The 20,856-nt window shown below is 57.1% G+C and carries 16 protein-coding genes; 5 read left to right on the forward strand and 11 right to left on the reverse strand.

The annotated features are described in order from the left end of the window. Positions 1 to 18 precede the first annotated feature (18 nt). From cadA to KF733_02935, 5 genes are all read right to left on the reverse strand, one after another. Positions 19 to 2,142 (reverse strand): cadmium-translocating P-type ATPase, encoded by a 2,124-nt coding sequence (cadA, locus tag KF733_02915; GenBank protein QYK56434.1) that lies wholly within the window; start codon positions 2,140 to 2,142, stop codon positions 19 to 21. Next, entirely contained in the window at positions 2,139 to 5,237 is a 3,099-nt protein-coding gene (locus KF733_02920) for an efflux RND transporter permease subunit (protein QYK56435.1), read from the reverse strand. Before KF733_02920 ends, cadA begins: the two co-directional genes overlap by 4 nt. Before the next feature lie 120 nt (positions 5,238 to 5,357). Continuing rightward, on the reverse strand, positions 5,358 to 5,672 hold the full coding sequence (locus KF733_02925) for an antibiotic biosynthesis monooxygenase (protein ID QYK56436.1): 315 nt from the start codon (positions 5,670 to 5,672) through the stop codon (positions 5,358 to 5,360). 59 nt (positions 5,673 to 5,731) lie between these two features. After that, positions 5,732 to 7,324, reverse strand: coding sequence for an efflux RND transporter periplasmic adaptor subunit (locus KF733_02930; protein QYK56437.1), 1,593 nt, complete (start codon positions 7,322 to 7,324; stop codon positions 5,732 to 5,734). After that, entirely contained in the window at positions 7,321 to 8,418 is a 1,098-nt protein-coding gene (locus KF733_02935; protein ID QYK56438.1) for a TolC family protein, read from the reverse strand. The genes KF733_02930 and KF733_02935 overlap by 4 nt, the downstream gene beginning before the upstream one ends. 831 nt (positions 8,419 to 9,249) lie before the next feature. Between KF733_02935 and KF733_02940 the strand changes: the two genes are divergently transcribed. Further along, a complete protein-coding gene (locus KF733_02940) occupies positions 9,250 to 10,467 on the forward strand; it encodes a tyrosine-type recombinase/integrase (GenBank protein ID QYK56439.1) in 1,218 nt (405 codons plus the stop codon). Here the strand turns inward: KF733_02940 and KF733_02945 are convergent. From KF733_02945 to KF733_02960, 4 genes are read right to left on the reverse strand one after another with little or no spacing between them, the layout of a single operon-like run. Further along, entirely contained in the window at positions 10,464 to 10,685 is a 222-nt protein-coding gene (locus KF733_02945; protein ID QYK56440.1) for a helix-turn-helix domain-containing protein, read from the reverse strand. The genes KF733_02940 and KF733_02945 overlap by 4 nt on opposite strands. 44 nt (positions 10,686 to 10,729) lie before the next feature. Then, positions 10,730 to 11,098 (reverse strand): hypothetical protein, encoded by a 369-nt coding sequence (locus KF733_02950; GenBank protein ID QYK56441.1) that lies wholly within the window; start codon positions 11,096 to 11,098, stop codon positions 10,730 to 10,732. A 5-nt stretch (positions 11,099 to 11,103) separates the two neighbouring features. Further along, on the reverse strand, positions 11,104 to 11,781 hold the full coding sequence (locus tag KF733_02955; GenBank protein ID QYK56442.1) for a replication-relaxation family protein: 678 nt from the start codon (positions 11,779 to 11,781) through the stop codon (positions 11,104 to 11,106). Beyond that, a complete protein-coding gene (locus KF733_02960; protein QYK56443.1) occupies positions 11,778 to 13,049 on the reverse strand; it encodes a DUF853 family protein in 1,272 nt (423 codons plus the stop codon). The genes KF733_02955 and KF733_02960 overlap by 4 nt, the downstream gene beginning before the upstream one ends. A 485-nt stretch (positions 13,050 to 13,534) precedes the next feature. Between KF733_02960 and KF733_02965 the strand changes: the two genes are divergently transcribed. Continuing rightward, positions 13,535 to 14,992 (forward strand): helix-turn-helix domain-containing protein, encoded by a 1,458-nt coding sequence (locus KF733_02965; protein QYK56444.1) that lies wholly within the window; start codon positions 13,535 to 13,537, stop codon positions 14,990 to 14,992. 135 nt (positions 14,993 to 15,127) lie between these two features. Here the strand turns inward: KF733_02965 and KF733_02970 are convergent, their stop codons facing one another. Further along, on the reverse strand, positions 15,128 to 15,583 hold the full coding sequence (locus KF733_02970) for a hypothetical protein (GenBank protein QYK56445.1): 456 nt from the start codon (positions 15,581 to 15,583) through the stop codon (positions 15,128 to 15,130). A gap of 161 nt (positions 15,584 to 15,744) precedes the next feature. Between KF733_02970 and KF733_02975 the strand changes: the two genes are divergently transcribed. From KF733_02975 to KF733_02985, 3 genes are all read left to right on the forward strand, one after another. Continuing rightward, entirely contained in the window at positions 15,745 to 16,008 is a 264-nt protein-coding gene (locus KF733_02975; protein QYK56446.1) for a hypothetical protein, read from the forward strand. 1,131 nt (positions 16,009 to 17,139) lie between these two features. Then, positions 17,140 to 18,171 carry a trypsin-like peptidase domain-containing protein gene (locus KF733_02980; protein QYK56447.1) on the forward strand — a complete coding sequence of 344 codons (1,032 nt, stop codon included), beginning with the start codon at positions 17,140 to 17,142 and terminating at the stop codon, positions 18,169 to 18,171. Positions 18,172 to 18,271: 100 nt separating this feature from the next. Then, positions 18,272 to 19,198 carry a DUF1738 domain-containing protein gene (locus KF733_02985; protein ID QYK56448.1) on the forward strand — a complete coding sequence of 309 codons (927 nt, stop codon included), beginning with the start codon at positions 18,272 to 18,274 and terminating at the stop codon, positions 19,196 to 19,198. Positions 19,199 to 19,238: 40 nt separating this feature from the next. Here the strand turns inward: KF733_02985 and KF733_02990 are convergent, their stop codons facing one another. After that, complete coding sequence (locus KF733_02990; GenBank protein QYK56449.1) at positions 19,239 to 20,840, reverse strand: recombinase family protein; 1,602 nt, start codon at positions 20,838 to 20,840, stop codon at positions 19,239 to 19,241. Positions 20,841 to 20,856: the final 16 nt, after the last annotated feature.

The raw sequence follows: 20,856 nt of genomic DNA on the forward strand, positions 1-20,856 counted from the left end.
ATGAACTTGAAATGGTTCCTACAATTGGTTCCTAAACTGCGAGGGGAGGGCTGGACGCAGAAGCCTTAACCCGTTCCCAACGACAAGCAAGCTCGCCCCCATATCGGCGAAAACGGCCATCCACAAGGTAGCGATGCCAAAGAAGGCGAGCACGAAGAAGGCCACCTTTACGCCAATCGCGAATGCGATGTTTTGCTTCAGGACAGTGGACGCCTTTCGACTCAGACGGATGAACTCCGGGATTTTGCGCAAGTCATCCTGCATGAGCGCGACGTCGGCAGTCTCTATCGCTGTGTCCGTTCCGGCTGCGCCCATCGCGAAGCCGACGTCTGCCTGGGCTAGTGCGGGGGCGTCGTTGATGCCGTCACCCACCATGCCGACGTGTCCTTTGTCAGCGGTTAGCTCGGTGATGATCTCTAGCTTGTCTTCGGGAAGTAGGTCTCCGCGAGCGTCGTCAATGCCAACTTGGGCAGCAATGGCCCTTGCGGTGCGAGCATTGTCACCCGTGAGCATGAGCGTTCTCACTCCAAGGTCGTGCAGCTCCTTAACTGCTTGGATGCTCGTTTCGCGGACGGTGTCAGCTACGGCAATGACTCCGAGCGCCCGATCAGTGTTGCCGAGAATGACGACCGTCTTGCCCTGCTCTTCAAGCCGTTCGAGAACCGCCTCGACCTCTGCCCGGCAGTAGTCCTCCTCGTGGGCAAGCCGGTGGTTTCCGAGGAAATATTGCTGCCCATCAACGACTCCCTTCACCCCCCGCCCCGTTATGGACTCGAACTCTTCGACCGAAGCTCTCTGGCTTCCGTACGCAGCGACAATGGCGGTAGCCACGGGATGTTCAGAGGGGGCATCCAAGCTAGCCGCTAAGCGAAGCAGTTCAGCCTCTTCTATGGAATCAAACGAAACGACATCCGTCACCTTCGGCAAGCCGTGCGTCAAGGTGCCGGTTTTGTCAAGAGCAATCTGCGAGAGCCTCCGACCCTCCTCGATGTAAACGCCACCCTTAACCAAAATTCCTCGTCTTGCAGCTGAGGCCAAAGCGCTGACGACAGTGACCGGAGTCGAGATGACCAGCGCACATGGGCACGCGATCACCAAGAGCACCAATGCTTTGTATAGCCAATCCGAGTAAGGTTGGGCCAAAAGCAAGGGTGGCACGACCGTAATGAGGATTGCCAATACGACGACGAGCGGCGTGTAGTATCTGGCGAACTTGTCGACAAAGCGCTGCGTCGGCGCCTTCTGACTTTGCGCCTGCTGCACGACCCGAATGATTCGCGCCAACGTCGTTTGCTCAGTGTTCGCCGTTACTTCAAAATCAAAGCTGCCCTTCTCGTTGATCGTTCCGGCGAAGACCTGATCTCCCGCCGCTTTGGCCACCGGAATACTTTCTCCGGTAATAGGGGCTTGGTTTACACTGGAGGAACCTTTCTTTACGAGGCCATCTAGCGCGATGCGTTCTCCTGGCCGAACTCTCACGAGTTGCCCGAGAGCGACGCTGGAAGCTTCGATTTCGACCCATTCGTTTCCGACCAATGCAAGTGCACGCTCGGGGGATAATTCCATGAGTGAGCGAATCGCGTGACGCGCTCGATCGAGCGAGAATGCTTCAATCATTTCAGCGACCCCAAAGAGGAAGGTGACCATAGCGGCTTCGGGCCACTGCCCGATGAAGGCCGCCCCGATGATCGCAATCGTCATCAAGAAATTTATGTTGAGCGTGAGGGTCCGCAGGGAGACGATCCCCTTTCGAATCGTCTCCTTGCCGCCCAGCGCAATCGAACCAAGTGCTAGAGCAATCACCGGCCATGACCGTTCTGTGCCCATAGTCCACGCGATGACTTCGGCGGCCACCGCGAGGACTCCAGAAGCTCCCATGAGCCATCGATCGAGAATCGGAACAGCCGGTCCGTGCCCCGCCGATTCGGGCTCGTCTTCACTTACGAGCTTTGGATCCATTCCTACCGATTCAAGGGCTTGCTGGATGGTGCTTTCGTCGGGATGTCCGTGGATCACCGTCAGCTTGCGGCTCATCAAGTCGAATTCCAGCCGCTCGATCCCGTTCATCCCTTTCAAACGGTTCCGAATGATGCCTTCCTCCGTAGGGCAATCCATCTTTCCGATCCGGAAGACCGTCTTCATAGCTCCTCCGGAAGCTCGTTGTCACGCTCGAACCATGTGTAAAGAACCGGAAGGACGAGAAGGGTTAGCAACGTGGCAGAAGCGATTCCGCCAATGACTACCGTTGCCAAGGGCCTTTGGACTTCTGCTCCTATGCCTGTGTTCAGTGCCATGGGAATGAACCCCAGGGCGGCAACGAGAGCGGTCATCAGCACCGGACGAAGACGCTGCTGGGCACCTTCGCTAACGGCGTCCTTAACCAAGAGCTTGCCTTCTTGTCGCAATCGGTTGATCGCAGAGACCATCACAACACCATTCAGGACCGCAACTCCGGACAAGGCTATGAAGCCTACGCCGGCCGAGATGCTGAAGGGCAACCCTCTGATCCATAGGGCAAGAACACCGCCCGTCACCGCCAGTGGAACGCCGGTGAAGATCAGCAACGCCTGCTTGATCGAGCCGAAAGTCATGAAGAGTAGGGTGAAGATCAAGGCAAGCGCCAGAGGCACCACAATCATCAATCGTGCGCTTGCTTGCTGCAGGTTCTCGAACTGACCGCCCCACGTAATGTAATAGCCTTCGTCGAGCTTTACCTTCTCGTCAATGGCCTTCTGGGCATTCGCGACGAAGCCAGCAAGGTCGGTTCCACGGACGTTGAGCTGAACGACGACGCGCCGCTTGCCCGATTCCCGGCTGATTTGGGCGGGTGCAGGTTGATTGTCGATATGCGCCAGACTCGATAGAGGGACCGATTCGCCGTTGGCTAGCTTCACGGGCAAACTCGCGATGGCATCAGCGTCGTTTCGTACTTCGGCAGGCAAACGAACGATCAGCTCATACCGCTTGTCCCCTTCACGAATCTGCCCAATCTCTTCGCCTCCTAAGGCTGAGCTGATTAACTCTTGGACTTCGCTAATCGAAACTCCGAACCGCCCTATGGCTTCGCGGTCGATGTCGATTTGGAGAACGGGGATGGGCTCAACCTGCTCGACTTCGACGTCCGCTGCGCCCGGGATTTCTGCAACAACCGCCCGAATCTCTTCAGCCTTCTGACGGAGCACCTCCAGGTCTTCTCCAAACACCTTGATTCCGATGTCGGCCTTGACCCCGGAAACCAATTCGGAGAAGCGCATTTCGATGGGCTGCGAGAAGTTGTAGCCTTGGCCTGGGACTTCGTTGAGCTTTTCTTCGATTTCCTCGCGGATCTTTTCCTTAGTCATTCCCGCACGCCACTGATCCCTCTCTTTGAGCATGATGAAGCTGTCGGTAAGGCTAAGCGGCATTGGATCGGTAGCGACTTCAGGCGTGCCGCTCCGCGAGAACATCGTGATCACCTCCGGAACTTCCAGCACCTTCTTCTCGGCTGCGGTTACCAGCCGGATGGTTTCCTCTGCGTTGACGGTCCGGATACGAATCGGCTGCACAACGAGGTCGCCTTCATCCAAGGTTGGAATGAACTCAGCGCCCAGCGTAGTGAAGACCCAGCCCGCTAGCCCCAGCAGAACGAGAGCCCCCGCGACAACGATTGCCTTTGCGCGCAGCGCGAAGGTCAATGCGGGTTTGTACATACGGCTGAAGAATCCCATGATCGGGTTCTTGCCCTCGCGCGTGTCGCCTGACAAGAACAGGCTGGCCAAAGCCGGAACCAATGTAAGGGTTAAGATCAACGCGCCAAGTAGCGCGAACACGACCGTAAAGGCCATCGGCTTGAACATCTTGCCTTCGGTTCCTTCCAGCGCCAAGATCGGCAAATAAACGACCGTGATAATGGAAACCGCGAAGGCCGTTGGCTTGGCCACTTCCTTCGAGGACTCCCAGACCACGTGCCGCACATCATGACGGTTTAGCGTCTTACCGGCATGCTCGCGGGCTTCCGCAACCCTGCGGACGGCATTCTCGATCATGACGACCGCGCCGTCGACGATCAAACCAAAGTCGATCGCACCGAGGCTCATGAGGTTCCCAGAGATGCCCCACTGGTTCATCATGCCGATGGCAAAGAGCATCGACAATGGGATTGCCAAAGCGACGATTACTGCGCCGCGCCAGTTTCCGAGCAGGAGAAGGAGGATGACGACGACAAGGATGCCGCCTTCCAACAGGCTCTTCTCAACCGTGCCTACGGTCTTGTCAACCAATTGGGAGCGGTTGTAAACCGTCGTCAGCTTGACATCCTCGGGAAGCTGCGCCTTGATCTCCTCGATTTTGGCGTCCACTGCCTGGGCGACCGTTCGCCCATTGGCCCCCTTGAGCATCATCGCGATGGCAAGGAGGGCTTCGTGGCCGTCCTTCGTGCTCAGGCCGGTCAGGACCGGTGTCCCTGTCGTGACTTCGGCCACGTCGCGCACGAGCACCGGAGTGCCGTCTTCGCTCGAAACGGGAATGGTTTCGATTTCCTCTGGTGTGGAAGCCATGCCCACCGAGCGGATGAGCGTTCTCTCCCCTCCAGAGTCGAGAACTCCTCCTCCCGCGTTCTGGTTGTTGTTCTGCAGGGCTTCGATCAGGTCGTGGATGCCGAGTCCGCGCGCTTGCAGCCGAGCCATGTCGGCGACCACTTGATATTGCTTGACGTTGCCGTCAGCAACGTTGACTTCGGCGACTCCGGCGACCGAGCGAAGCTGGGGCGCGATCTGCCAATCCATGATCGTCCTCAGGTCGGTGATCGAGCGCTTGTCGCTTTCGACCGAGAACATGTAGATGTCGCCGAGCCCGGTGGAAACCGGCCCCATTTGTGGCGCATCAATATTCGCCGGTAACTCAGCGCCAACTCTGCTCAACCGTTCGTTCACAAGCTGACGCGCGAAGAAGATGTCCACGTTGTCGTGGAATGTCACCGTGACTTGGGACAGACCGTATTGGCTGAGCGACCTGGTGTTCATCACGCCGGGAAGGCCGGCCATCGCCGTTTCGATGGGAAACGTCACCAGCCGCTCCACTTCCTCGGGTCCCATGCCCCCGGTTTGCGTGTTGATCTGCACCTGATTCGTGGTGATGTCAGGGACCGCGTCGAGATTGAGCTTGGTCCATGAGAGAATTCCCCAAAGGACAAGTCCGATGGTTCCGGCAAAAACCAGGAGTCGCTGAGTCAGGCTGAAATGGAGGAGTCTATCCAACATGGCTTGAAACCTCCGGCAAGTCACGAGTCGCTTCCCCTTCGGGCGAGGTCGGTTTGCATCCGCACTCAGCGCTCAATAGAGGAGCCAGCATGAGCCAGCGAAGTACACGTATGACTCGTCTCATCTTGCCACAATCCTGTATGTCTGGAAGCTGGACGTCATGGGCGGTTCTTGCCCGGCAGCTTTAGCCGCCTTTATATCGTCGAAACCTCGCTGATGGCCTTCCGCAAACTCAGAAGAACCGACCCACGCTCGGAAGCCACTCTCGTCCTCCCATTGGCTGATGATAAGATAGGCTTCGCCCTCTCGATCCGGGCGGAGAACAAACATCTCCACAAACCCTGGAACTCGGTCGATCGCATGGGCGCGCGTCGCGAAAAGCTCTTCAAATCGAAGTGCGTAGTCGTTCCGAACACTAATGTAGTTGATGGCCACGAATTGTGCGGGGCCGCACGGGGACGCGCAGCCACATTGAGTTTTTGCTTTGTGATCCATTAGTCTTCATGCCCCTTGAGTTCACCCTTCACCTTCTCGCTTTTGAGCACGAAGGCGCCCTTGCTGACTACTCGATCGCCGATGGCGACGCCTTCCAGAACTTCCACAAACTCTCCTTGAACACGCCCCAGCGTGACAGTCCGCTCCTCGAACTTCCCACCATCTTCGGCGATGTACAGCTTTCGCTTGTCGCCATCTTCGATGATCGCGGAGCGTGGAACGACGACGGCCTGTGTGCTTGCGCCGACTCCCAACCGGACCGTTGCAGACATTCCGCTGCGTAACTGCGAGCCGGAGTTGTCAACGAGTATCTGGACGGGCATGGATCTCGTCTTCGGGTCGAGGCGGCTGCCTACCGACTGGACAACCCCACTGAAGATCCTGCCAGGATAAGCGCTGACGCTGACTTGGGCGACTGTGCCGGCTCTGGCCGCTCCGATCTGCTTGTCGGAGACTTGCGCCACCACCCAAACAGTTGCCAGGTTCTCAATCTCTCCTAGCTCTGTCGACCTTTCAACGGCTTGCCCCATCGTGGCTTCAAGGTCGACGACTACGCCACTTATGGGAGCCTTAACGACCACGGAACCGCCCGATGCGCTCCCCGATCCCGCGAGGGCTGAGTACCCGGCGCGGGCTGCTTCAACGCCTTTCATGGCCGCGACAACGGCCGAGTTGGCGGACACCAAGCGAATGTGCGCTTGCTGGACTTCGAGGTTTGCGGAACGCACCTCTGCTTCTGCGGCTTGGATTTCCCGCGAATTCGATAGACCTTGCTCGGCGATCTTTCGCTCTCGCTCATACGTCGCTTTAGCGAGTTCGGTCCGTCTCTCCGCGTTTCGCTGCCGTATCTTGTCTGTGGCTACCTCCAGCCTTGCTTGCTCCAGCTCGGTACGGGAGATGAGCTCTTGCTTATAAAGCCGCTCCGCACGTTCCAACTGCGCTTCGTGGACGGTCTGGTCCTGCTTACCTCGCTCCAACTCCGCTTCCGCGTCGGCCAGGTCCTTTTGGGCGGCCTGGAGAGCGGGCTGGCTAAATGCACCGGTTTTGGCGAAGGCTTGTTGCCGAGCCAATTGCTGCTTGGCAGTGCGCAGTTTTGCGTTTGCCAAATTGATCTCGGCGGCTGCTTCCTTTACCGCGGCCTGGGCAGTAACGACTCCTCGCTGGGCTTCGATGATCAGCGCTGAAGCTTGCGCCAGTTCTCCTGATCGCAATGTCGCGATGGGTTGCCCAGCTCGAACTCGGTCACCCGCTTTGACATGGAGTCGAACAACTTGCCCGCCAACAGGCGGAGTAACGATCGCACGTCCCTGTGAGGAAGTGGTCACCGTTCCCGGAACCTTGAGTTCTTGCTGAAGCAGCCTCTGTTCGACCGGCTGGGTCTCAATTCCCGCGATCTTGATAGCCTCAGCAGTTAACTGGATGTCTTCGGAGTGACCTGCTTCCTCCTTCGTTGCCCCTGATTCGCCCTCGATGTGTCCAGTTTCTTCGTGGCCATGCTCATCCTTCGCAGCCGTCGCTCCTCCGTCCTTCGCACACCCGCCCAATGCAACAGCGAGACCGGCAAGTATCCAAATCAAGTGGATTCGTTTCATGGGTTCACCTCCAGAATTTGGCCGGAAGCTCGGACAAGTCTTGCCTGTGCTTCGGCAAGGCGAGTTCGTGCTTCGACGTAGGCTTGCTCAAGATCTCGGAGCACTCGGGTCGCGTCCAGGACTTCGATCAGGGTTGTCGCTTGTTCCGTGAGACCGGGGCGAAGGCGATTCACCAGTTCCTTGGCGCGTGCCACTAGTGCCTCGTATTTGCCTACTTGGTCTCTCGCGGACGCAACTTCAATCTGCGCCGCCTTTACTTCGCCCTCGGCCAACTTGGATGCGTCAGTAAACGCCTTGCGGGCGGCTTCGGCCTTGATTCCAGCAGCTCTCGTTTCAGCAGCGACTCGGCCGTGATCGAAGAGCGGGATTGACAGCTGAAGTCGGAGTCCATACCGATCGTCTCGCTCTTGCCAGGGCGTTCTCCTGCCTTGAAGCTCCAGTTCGGGCCTGCCGCTCGCTCGTGAGATGGCAATTTCGGCCTCAGCTAACTGGGTTTGGGCCTCAAGTAGCAACAATTCAGGGCGCTGCCGCTTCAGGGCTTCTGCGTCGGTTGCAACGGGCACTAGCTCTGGAAAGGCACCTTGAAACTCGCGCAATTCAGACAGTCCGGTAACAGACTCAAGCTTGCGAAGCGCTGCATTCTGTTCGGACTGACGCTGCTCGGCGCGAAGCTTTGCTTGCTCAAGGTCGAGGCCGACTTGCGTGAGGTGGAATCCAGGCGCAATTCCACCTTCGACTCGAAGCCGCGTCGCTTCGTATAGCTGCTCGTAAACGGCCTGAACGGCCTTTGCGCTCTTTGCCAACTCTGCAGCGGCGACGGCGGACAGATACGCCTCTAGCACCTCCGTCTGAACGTCGAGCGACACTTGACGAAAGCTGGCTTCAGCTTCCGCGACTAGAGCGCGGCCCGATCGACGGTAGGCGTTTGTTCGGCCAAACAAATCGATCGGTTGAGACAAGACGAGGTCATCATCAGACCCCCCTGTTTCGGGATCAGTCGTGTATCCGACGAGGAGACGCGTGACAGGAAAGGCTCCTAGGGCGCGGCTGGTCAACTTGGCTTGACTCAGTCGCAGACTGGCCGCTTGAAGCACGGGACGATTAGCTCGGGCTGAACGAAGAACGTCGTCAAGCCCGATCTGCTGGGCATGCGCTGAAATGGCGAGGCCAGCGAGACAGAATATGGGTAGGGTTCTCAAGAAATCTCCAACTGAGGTTACGGTCATGGCTCCGCGCAACGCGGAGCGAACAACTAGCTCAGTTGGAAAGGCGGAGCGCGTGAAGAAGTGGATGAGGGCGGCGCATTGGGAAAGCCCAGCTCAATGTGCGCAAAAACGACCTTGCAGACGATGTACCGAACGACCGACAAGCAAATCGCTTCCGGAAGGATTGCGAAAACGAGTTGGAACTGCTGAGACGGGACTGCCGCTTGTTTCTCTTTCGAATCCGTGCAAGAAGTCAGAGAGCAACATTCATGGCAATCTAGTGATCCACTGACCGAGATCGTTCGCTCTGACTGATTCTCCGATTTGCCGTCTAAGCATGGTCCGCGCGGACACGTGGGGCACTCCCTACCGTCGGGCAGCACCCAAGCGCCCGAGCAAGCATGAGCTTGACCTAGCAGGAGCAACCATATGAGGATTAAAGCGCGGCCCAAAGGCACAACAACATATTATGGCGAAATTGCAGTGGGACATTGAGTCCCTCTAACGGAGCCCTCAGCGGCTGAAGAACGCGACCTCTGCAAACCGCAACTGCAGAGGTCATTTAGGTTCAAAAATGGCGTGTTTTGTCCAAACTTGCGCTATTTGCGAGCATCGCACTGCAGAGGTCGTGGGTTCGAATCCCATCATCTCCACCAGATTCAAATGAACCTAAATGGTTCCTAAGATTGGTTCCTAAACCAGAGGTAGACTGTAGGAACCATGGCCAAAGCTATTTCGGGCGAAGGCTCCATCCGCAAGCGACTCAGCGGCAAACTCGCTGGCAAGTGGCGGGTCCAGTGGTCATACGACGATCCGATGTCCAACGACCTGACGACGGTGGATCGTACTTTCCCGACCCAGGCCGAAGCAGCCAGGTTCCTAAAGGAACTTAAGGCTCGTGTTCACACCGGCCAGAAGATTGAGGAGTCGAACACCAAGAAGGCGCTGACGCTCAATGCGTGGTTCGACGATCTCGCCGGGACTTCAGAGAGGGGCTATGCGGGTCGCTGGAGCGAAGACGGAATGAAGCTCCAGACAATCGCGGCCAAAGTCAGCCGCTACAACTCGAACGTGCGCCGCTCTGAACTTGGCTCACTTCCCGTGCAGCTCATTGATGTAGATCGCGCCCGTGCGTTCTTCCGAGCGATGAAGGAAGCTGGCAAGAGCAAGGCGACAATGAAGGACGTTCAGGCGGTGCTGGTCAAGGTGATGAACGACGCGATCGACACCTACGAGAAGTTCCCCAACCTCCGGAACGCCTTCTCAAAGGTGAAGCTTGAGACTCCTGAAGCCCGCGAAGCAATTGTGGTGACACCTGAAAACGCGATGAAGGCCATCCGGAAGTTGGAGGCTCCCGCCGATCGCGCCTTTCTTGGTTTGTACTTCCTTGCGGGTCTTAGGCTAAGCGAGCAAATGGCGCTCACTGCCGAGCAGGTCGACTTTGCTCAAGGAGTGATTGTCATTGATCGTGCGGTCAAACTTGGACCGACCGGTCGCCAGGAAGTCGGGCTCCCGAAGGGCGACAAGACGAGGCTGGTTGCCCTGTGCCCCACACTGGCTGATCTATTGAAGCCAGTGGTCGGTGACAGTGACGGCTACCTCTTTCATGCCGACTCCGCTGACAAGCCGAAGATGAAGAAAGTTGTCTATTCGACATGGAAGCGCATCCTCAAAGAGTCCGGGTTGCCAGACGAGCTTGAACTTCGCGACTGTCGCCTCTCGCACAATTCCTGGATCGAGAAATTCTGCCCAAAAGTCAGCCTCTCGACGAGGCTCGAACACATGGGGCACAGCGTCAACCGGAACAACTCGGAACACAAAGGGTTGACCGTGAATGTCCGCAACTACACTCGCTTTCTGAGCGGTGGCTTGGACATCCTGAGGAAGGAACTTGAGCGGGTTGTGAAGGCAGCCGAGCGTAAAGCATCGCGGCATTAACTTCCAGTCCAACCTTGCTCAAGCTCTCTTTCCCGCAAGTACGCTTCGATTTGACGCCGCGTGATCATTGTCGTGCCCTCGTCCTTGATGTGCCCGAGCCGCTTCGAACGAAGTAGGCGCTTCAATTTCGACTCACTGATGCTCAGAACTGCTGCCGCTTCGGGAATCCGAAACGCCAGCTTCTCACCATGCCAATCATCTGGGCGATTGAGTCTCATCGACTGCCCACCTCGCCGCTATCAGGTCTTTGCGGCTCCTTGCATCAGAGCAACCTCGCGCGGATGTAGCGTCGTGTGATCGTCGGGACGTTGACAACTTCCTGGCCCATCGGAAAGCCAAGGAAGGTCTTCTGAACGAGCTGATGGCGATCAACACTCTCCATCGTCTCAACTTCGAATCCACGGTAGCCCATGTCGCCAAGGATGATGAGCGCCCCTATCTCGGGGGATTGCTGAGCGATCCTCTGGACGACCTGCATCGCTTCTCTTGCCTTGACGACAGCGAGCGAGCGGTCGCCGTCGGACTCGGCTTCCTCGCTCTGATTCAGGAGACTCTGGGCTCGCTCCAGCTGTTGTCGGAGCGAGTTCGGGACAGTGACGAGAGGTTGTTGGTCGGTTCTTTGGGGAAGCATGTTGTTTAACTCCAAGGTGTGATCGGGGTCGCACCAACCTCGTCGAAGGTTTGAACAAGAAGCTCAAACCCTGCGTCGGAGGGCTGAAGGCGACGAAGATGACGAGAGCGCAAGGGGCCGGTTGTGACCACCAGGACGCGAAACTGACTGAATCCGTACAGCGACTGGCACTGGCCAGAACGGGCAAGGGCCTGATAGGCTGTCAGCTTTTCTTTGAAGCGGGTCGCCGAAGCGTGGCCCATGTCGACCTCGACAAAGATGGGCAAGCTTGCCATTAGGAGTCCGTCTGGTCGGAGTTCGTGTTCCTTGGAGCCCTGGATCTTTCGCCAGAGCTGTTGCTCGAATCTCCAAGCTGCGCTCGACTTGCGCTGCAAAGCGATCCGAACGTTTGTGACCGACAGAGCATGCTGCACAAAGCGAGGCGAGGAAGTACGGCCCTCTATGAGCGACGAGATTCGCGCATCTACGACCTCAGCCGCTCGCTTGGTTGCCATGTATAGGCTCTGACCGAAAAACGGACTCTCCAACCGACGGACGAGGTCAAGCCGCCTCAACTCCCTCAAGCGAGTGTTCACACGAGTAATCGAGTTGAAGTAGCCGAGCTCGCGGAACTGGTCCCTGAACATCACTTGGCTTAGCGCCAAGTCGCGAAGGACTCTGAGGTCGCGATTTGTCACTCTCATGACAGCCAATCCTCCAAGTGCCCTGGCTGTGTTTCCAGGTCCTTTTGCCGCTTCCGTGAAGTCGGCTGCTCTTCGACCTGAGCTTGGTCCGGAGCCTCAACGGACTGGGTTTCTTCGACAATCTCGAAGAACGCAGGAGTCAGTTCAGCGAGTCGTGCCAAGAACTCGCGAGCGGATTGGCTGACGCTTCCAACATCGTCAATGAGTGGAGCATTGATTTCAATCTGGAAGGGAAACTCGCCACGACGCCAGAGCACCGCTTCGCCTACGGGAAGAGAGGCAAGATCAAATGCGCCTTTGATGCCGGCGAGATCACGATTCAAAACCTCAGCGTCCTGGTAGCCCGTGCGGAACACGACCTTCACACCCACGTTCCCCAAGATCACCGAACGGAGCTTTGGCGTAAGCTGGGCCAAGGTCTGATGCGCCAACACGATCGAGAAACCGAATCTCCGACCCTCGGCAAGGATCGATTCGAAGTCTCGCATTGCGAAGTTCTCGAACTCGTCAACGTACAGCCGAATCGGGTTTCGCTGGCTCTCCGCGACAGTTGCCTGAGAAAAGACTTCGCGGCAAATTGAACTGAGCATGATCGAGCCCGTCATCCATCCCGCTGAGTGAAGTTCGTCGACAGCGAGCGAGACCAGGGTCACGCTTCCTGCCGTTCCCAGGTGCTCGGCAAGATCAACGGGCGCAGGATGGCCGTACATCCGCCGAAGTCCAACCGTTGACAGAAGGGCGCTCACTTTGTTGAGCACCGGTGAGGCCAGTACAGACTGCTTGTCGGCAGAAAGCGAGTCGTATCGACTCCAGAAAGCGCGGAGAGGCTCAGAAGTCGCTCGTGCGATCAACTCTCGCCGAGCGGCACGATTGTGAAACAGCCCGTCAAGCTTTGTGATGGGGGATCCAGTTTCAGCGAGCAGGAGGGCGGCGTTTCGGAATGTCTCGGCGAGTTGTACACCCCAGGACTCGGACTCTGCAGCGACTGCGTCGATCAGCCCGAGCGCCCGGTAGTAAGGTTCGCCGTTGCCTGCGAGAGGATTGAATCCCAGCGGTTGATCCTTTTCACGAAGGTTAAAGAACCTCAAATCTTTAGGATCAACGCCAGCCCGCGCCGCCAACTCGACCGTCGCCAGGGCTAGGTCACCACGAGCGTCGAGCACTACAATTGATTGCCCCCGCATCAGGTCCCCAGCAATAAGGTGATGAAGCAGATTGGTCTTGCCGCTGCCGGTTGCACCGATGATAAGCCCATGCGTGGCGAGCACGTGAGGAGGGAGGGTAACGAAGGCTTCACCCAGTGATCGGCAAAGATCCGGCCAACCTTTGACGATGCCAATCCAGTGCGGAGGTATCGTGGGAGACGGAGCTCGACTAAGCATCGTTCCGCCTTCCACCCGTCACACTGATGTGGCGAGACTCGAAGAACCTAGCAACTGACTCTGGATCTGCTAGCCCGATGTAGTCGGAGGCGTCCACTAGGTCCAGGGCGTCATCGCACCATCGGCACTTGTTCTTATTGACAATTAGTAGACTTTCGTCTACCCTTCGGCAGCGGGGGCATTGCTCATTCATGCTCATGCTCTCGTCCCGCCGGGTCAACCCAGATCGCCAAATATGGGGGCCCGGCTCTTCTTGTATTGATGGGCTCCGAGGAGCCACGCATCAGTATGACGCATAAGTTGCGGAAAATGTTTCCGCAACTTGCAGAAACAGATGCGTAAACTTCGCCTCTGACTGGGTAGAATTGGCCATGGAGTCCAAACTTGAGTTCGGAAAGCTGGTCCGAGACGCTAGGAGGGCGCGTCGATGGACCCTCGCCAAGTTGGCGGAAGCGACCGGGTTCTCACGGGGGACATTTTCGAAACTTGAGAACGGCGTCTATGACCGTCCGCCAAGCGATCGGCTGATTGATGCGGTTTCCGCAGCGCTTGGAATAGACCGTGCCCTGCTGGCTGAAGCTCGAAATGCCTACACCCCACCCGCCATAGGTAACCGTGAATCCGTTTCGTCAGCCACGGCGGAACGCGACAGGGCGGTGGAAGCTTTCTATGTCGCTGGAAGTTCGTCGGCACTCTCTCTTCTCTCTGATCCACCGCTCGACCGCGCACTAGAAGAAGCGGTCCGAGAGTTGGTACGAGCGGCACGGCGAGGTCTTGACGCCCACCAGCCTTCGGCTGCAAATACGCTTCTCGAACTTGCAAGAGGAATGGCCCATTCAAAGATGGGGGACGGGCTAGACGTCACAAACCTCGAGATCGCGATTCTAACTTCGCTGGCGAGGTCACGGCTCCGGGCGCGTCAAGGCCGGCTTGAACGCCGAGGGAACCGAGCAGACGCTGAACTCTTTGAAGATGTCACCGAAATCGGACAATTTATTGCGAATACGCCAGAAAATGGGCACGAGACGAGATACGTTTGGTTCTTGACCCTAAAGGAACTGGCATCATTTGCGGCACGCTTGGTCCGCAAAACAACCTCTAGGCCGTCGCTAGAACTTATACTCTCGTGGCCACAGGTTAACGAAGACCTGCTCGCTAAGGCTACTTCTCAGCGCTTCGTCGTGAAACCAACTTCAAAGACGGCTCATGCAAATGCTGCTCAACAGGATGTCAGTTTGGATGAGTCGCTGATGGAGCGCCGTATTATTGCGGAGTCAGAAGTGGCTCTTTCGCTCTTTCACGCTGCGATAGAACTTGAACCAATAGCCGTAGATACGAGCGACACAGTGCGGAGTATTCTTAAACAGGCTCACTGGAGAATCGAACGAGCGATCGTGATGCGTGACATGGTTCGACTCCAGACGCTCCTCGTAACGGAGGGATACTCAATACATCCGGACACGAAGGTGTCAAGCAGCTGGTGCGAAGACGCGATGCGTCAGGAAATCCTGGAAGTTCGGCAACGAGCTCGCAGACTTACTTCCGAGGAACACATTGGAGAGGCAAGGAGTTTTCTTGCGTACGCACATCTCGAGCTTGGATTTCTGCTCCGCACTCGCGGATCGGAGGTTCAAGACCTCTTAGCAGCATTCTGGAACTTTACGTTGGCATCGGCTCTGGACCGACTCTTCGAGGAATACGCGCACGTCCAGCTAAAAGAGATTTGGTCAGCTCTCAATGGCAACAATACCGAATATGTTCGGTTGGAGAGACAGGTTGAGCGCAAGTTGAGTGCAAGTAACATCGCTGCGTTTGACTACGATTTCTGATTCGAAACGATCTTGCAGTGCCTCGCAATCACAAGACACGGATACACACGCCGAGGCACCGCGAGGATCGCGCTGAGCGCGAAGAGAAGTTTGCCTTACTCCGGTCGGTCCGGTGCTACACTCCCAGAGGTGCCTTTACGACCCCCAAACGATTCCCTTAGCGAACAAGAGCGCGGGAATCATCGCAAGGACTCCAGCTGCCCTGACCAGTATAACGATGGACTCTCCGCCGTCATCGGCGTTCGTAACCAGAGCAGATGTGCCGAACCAGCAGATCGCGGCAGCCCAAACAAAGAGCGGAATACCAATGCCGCAACCAAGCTTGAAGCCCACCGAGTGTGTTTCAGAGAAGATCCGGTGCAAAGCAACCAAGCAAAGGGAAAGGTACGTGACCGAAGCAGAGAGATTCACGCAGAAGAGGAGTCTCTCTCTCATCACTTGACGCGACTGGGAACGTAGCATGGCGGCCACATCAGGCTCTGCTTCGTTCTCGGAGCGTGTTTCGATAACGACTCGCTGACCCGACGGCAGATCAAACTGGCCGACCTCATCCCAGTCGTTTTCGCCACTATGGCCAGGGTGTTCAGCCATCACGATTAACCTTACCTAAGGGCAGCCGGAGCCCTCGCTGATCGTTCGACGCCAGGTGCCGCAATTTGACCCTCGGGCGTAAATTGCGATGATTCCCTCAAGTTCGTTTCGCCCTGTCCGGGGGCTGGGGCAAGTCTCGAGCCCCCGTACGAGGTGAAAACTTGCACATTGAACTAGGAGCGCTCTTGATCACGCCGAGGGCGCAAGCGATGATCGACCCGGCAGATGTGTTCGAGGCGATCCAGAGGCACTCGATGGGCGACTGGGGCGACCTTTGTGAGGAGGATCGTCAGGAGAACGAGGTTTCGATTCAGAACGGCTTCCGGGTTCTGTCCGCATACAGCGACCGACGAGGAGCGAAGTTCTGGATCATCACCGAAGCCGACCGATCCTCGACGACCGTTCTCTTGCCCGACGACTACTGAGCAGGCCCCGCCTGCTCCTTTTTTTGATGCGAGATACTCCAAGGTGCGGCCAATCCCTCGGTCAACGACCCGGCCAACGGGGCGGCCAGGGCTGACCGGGTTTTTTGAACCTGGTTGAACTGCCTCAAAACTCAACTCTCATTCTCCGAGTTCTGTTACTCACTCCTCCTTCCTCATTCCCATTGCGTCAGTCGTCTTTCGTTCCATTCCCTCGGATCATTCGCCCTGGGGCGGGGCCAACTTTGACCATGAGAGACATATTAGAACGAGATTGGAAGACTAGATCGATCTGAAGGCAGCATTATCTCGGAGGGAGAGGTTGTCTCCCAAGATCAATGATGAAGCCTTGAAGGAATGCAGTCGCTAACATGCTTAGAATGAAGCCAGCCATGTTCAACCGGTAGATTCGTTGATCCTCAGCCGAGTCTGAGTCGCACTTTTGGATCACGTTGTATATTCGGATAAGCCAGAGAGCGCACGCCGACCACAGAACGAAGTAACTCAGCGCGTTTGCGAGCGGATGGCGGAAGGCAGGCGCGATCCACCAACCGAAGATGAAGAACAGAATCTGACCAACAGCGTAAACCTTGAACGAGGTCAGCCCTGATCCAAACGTGATCCGCCGCCAGACAACAACGAACCCGGTCGAAGCAACCACTCGCGACTCGCTCTTGAGCTCTTCGGTGACCGTCTCGATTTCGACTACCCAATTGCCTCGGGAAGCACTGCGTCGGGTGCCGTGAGCTTGACCAGGCTCGTTCGAACCGTGGCTTGTCTTGCTGTCGTCTGGGCCACCCATCTCGTGATGACGATACCCGTGGACTTGCCTTAGCGTTAGATTCCGCCCAGCGCGAAGAGCCATGACTTGCTCTTCGCGGGAGTTTCGCTACGCTCGAAGAGATGAGAATTGTGCCGACTGGCTCCGAGTTTCGACGAACTGCTTGGCGAGCAATTGGCGGGCTTGTCGCCTTAGTCGCTGTCTTCGTGATAGGGCTGACCAGCACGGTTTTGTCCTGGGTGATCTTCGCGGCTTGTTTGCTGGCACTTGCATGGCACTTCAGAAGCAACGCAGTTCTAGTACGCGTTGTCCGCTTCGGCTATCTTCGCTCGTACCAGTGGGTTCGCTCCCACATGGTCATTCTCTGTGCGGTTTCGCTCGTCCTCTCGTCCGCAGCTCTGCTTCTCGAAGTCGAATCGCGTTGGAGGGCTGCGACTCGCCAACCTGAGCGCACGTGTGGCATGGAGGATATTGAATCAGCATCTGCATCAGTTGTCCTGATTCAGGGCAAGGAAGTCGACGGGACCGGCTTCTGGGTGACTCCGACAACCGTCATGACCAACAACCACGTTGTGGACCACAATCCGGAGCTTGTCGTGAACAAGCGGTTCCCGGCGACGGTGCTGGCAACCGATTCGCTCCGCGACATCGCCCTTCTCTCGGTGACCTTTGTGGATCCCGAGCCAATCCCCGTTCGGGTCTCCGATCAACCGCCACGCCTGGCCGACGACGTCTATGTGATCGGCCATCCGATCGGCAGGAACCTCACGGTCTCCAAGGGGATCGTTTCTGCTTTGACCAGCGACGACTACGATGACCGGCAATACATTCAGACCGATGCGGCCATCTCGCCTGGTAGCTCGGGCGGCCCGGTCGTGGACAAGTGCGGGCGAGTGGTCGGCATGGCCACTCAGACTCTGAGAGGGGCTGAGAACGTCGGCTATGCGATCACATGGTCGCAACTCTCACTGCGCATGGATCAGATGCTCAAGGCCATCGAATCTTCAACCCGAGAGGAACGCGAGCTGACCTATCCGTCCGAGCAGACGGAGGTGGTCGCGAAGTACTACTCGACGCTCGGCGCCGGAGACCTGCAAGCCGCGTATGACTTTTATTCCACGGCACGAAAAGCCAGACTCCCATATGACAGCTGGGCCAAGGGGCTTGGCAAGACGGTCTTCATCCGGCTTGTGGACGTTCGACCCGGCGAACGGACGAACTTGGTGAAGGTTCACTTCTACTCGACGGAAGAGGTCGAGGCGGGCACCTGGGAATGGCGGACTGGTGAGTTTGAAGGCACGTGGACGCTGACCCGAGAAGGCGGCCTCTGGAAGATGAATGAGTCGAACATCAAAGACATCACCAAGCCAGCAGACTCACAGTAAGGACGAACCGTTCGGTCGGACGAACGAGAGTTGCTTGATGGCATCGCTTGGATGAACGTGGAGGCAGCGGACTCAACCCGCAATTCCACGGAGATTCCAGATGTCACAGCACTTTTCTAAATCACGGTCGCGCGTAACTTCCAACCGGGAACTCGCGCAACCAACTACTTCGGCCTATCAGACGATCACGGCACAGATCGTCGAAGCCCTGAAACGAGGCGTCGTGCCTTGGCGAAAGCCTTGGCGGGGACGCGATCAGCTGCCGTGCAACGCCGTCAGCAAACGGCCGTACCACGGCGTCAACCTGCTTCTACTCTCCCTTGCGCCGTTCAGGGATCATCGCTGGATGACCTTGCGCCAGGCGAACGAGCTTGGCGGTCGAATCCGGCGCGGTGAAAGGTCTTCCATCGCCGTCTTCTGGAAGCACTTGGACGTAACCGACGAGGAAGACGCCCAAGACGGTCGTCGGCGCTGCATCCCGCTCTTGCGTTACTACCACGTGTTCAACGCAGAGCAATGCGAAGGGCTTAACCTCCCCGTTCTCATGGACGACTGGAACGAGGAGTTAACGGCCAGGATCGAGAAGGCGGAAGAGGTCGTCATGTCAATGCCAAATCCTCCAAAGATTGTGGAGGGCGGCAATGTCGCATGCTACCAGCCGCCCGAGGACTTGGTCCGCATTCCCAAGATTCGAGACTTCGAGTCGGCGGAAGCCTACTACGCGACCCTCTTTCACGAACTCGGGCACTCCACCGGGCATCTGAACCGGCTCAACCGGCCCGGAGTGACCGGTGCGATCCACTTCGGATCGTGCGACTATAGTCGGGAGGAGTTGGTAGCCGAGCTGACCTCGGCTTTCTGTTGCGCCGAAGTGGGGATCGACAACTCGATCCTCGACAACGCGGCCAGCTACATCCACGGATGGTTAGAAGCTTTGCAAGGTGATCCAAAGGCCGTCGTCGCAGCAGCCGGGCAAGCCCAACGCGCGACCGACTACATCCTCAACGTTCCTCCGAGATCGGAGTGAACATCCAAACAAGCTCCATCGCTTAGATGGAGCCGTCTGTTCATATTGAGTCTTTCATGTAGCCAAACTCGCGATGCAGCCTTTTCATCAGTTCGATCTGCGCCGAGAGTGAACGTGACTCGTGCGCAGAGTCTGTAACGTCGCGGTGTGCACTCTCTTCGCTCAGGTCCACCAAACGGAAACTGCCTGCAAAAGAAACGTCCCTCAGACCTGTTAATGCAGGTCCTTTTGCGGTTCGCGCATTGCCTTTGAAGCTCAGTGTCGCGCCAGCCGGGAAAAGCACTCGCTGTATATGTTGTTTGACTTCGAACGATGCACAAAGCCAAATCTCATCAACCTTGTTGAGGAACATACGAGAGAACTCCACGACCTTTTCGATAGCCGGTTCGGCACTCGACGCATTAGGTTCTGCGAGTTTGGCGCGAAGCTCACGCATGGCTGATTCGAACTCCCTGAGTTGCTGTGCTGCCATCTCATCCGGTATCACTCCCTCAACCGTTTTGAGGATGAGGGCCTTCTGCAATCTGCCCAGGCGGTCCAACTCTTGCTCAAATCGTTTTCGTTGCTCAACCAGCAGTGCGCGATCCGCGTCTGCTTGCCTATAGAGAGATGCAACAGCCGCTTCGTCGAGAGGCAACTCGGCGCGGATCGCTGAAAGGAAGCGGGCAAACGCGATCTCGACCGCTTCCCGTCGCAAGTTTGTCTGAGAACAGCGCCGACACCTGTAGTAGGCGTATTTTGCGGATCGTCCGTGGGACCAGCCGGCGGTGAGCGCCTTGCCACATAGGCATCGAACCGTTCCCCGGAGAGGAAAGTGTGGGTTCTCTCGGCGTATCGTCTCCGGCATTTGGACGCGCCGCAGGCCGTTTTGAGCCGCATAGAACAGGGACTCCGAAATGATGGGAATCATCGGCGGCTCTCCTCGAACTTCCATGCCGAATGCCTCGATGATGCCTATATATGCCTTGTTGCGTATCATCCGGTAAAGGGATGTCGTCCCTATGGACACGCCTTGGGTACGGGTCCACTCACCGATCTCGGCTACAGTCCAAGTTCCCCTCGCAAAGCGCTCAAAGATTGCCGTAACAAGTGGGACATTCTCCGGGTCGGGCTCCATCGTTGCCTTGCCCTGCGACCGTATGTTGCGAAATCCGAACGGGGCTTTAAAGACCCATCTGCCTTGTGTTACCGCCTCCTTCATTCCGTTGTAGGTTCGCTCTGAACGGACATCGTTGTCGAACTGGGCCGTAGCCGCCAACATGCTTTCAAGGAACCGACCAGCAGGCGAATCGTCGAACCTCTCATCAATGGACTCAATGCGAACGCCGCACTCCCTCAAGGTGCGTTTGAGGTGGTGATAGTCCTCCGTGTACCGTGCAAACCGGTCGATTTTCGGAAAGATGAGAGCATCGATCCTGCCTTTCTCGCGCTGGCAAAACGCCAACATCTCCTGAAGTACAGGACGATGCTCGGTCTTGGCCGATTCCCCTTCTTCGACAAAGAGCCTGGCGAGGTCGTATCCCTTGGCCGTGACATACTCAATCACACGCCTTCTTTGTGTGATCAGCGAAGTTCCGTCAATTGCTTGTCGGTCTGTTGAGACCCGGATGTAGGCTATAACCCGTACCATCTCTTGAAACATGAATAAAGCAACTCGG

It is taken from the genome of Fimbriimonadaceae bacterium, from assembly GCA_019454125.1.
Classification (GTDB): Bacteria; Armatimonadota; Fimbriimonadia; order Fimbriimonadales; family Fimbriimonadaceae; genus JALHNM01.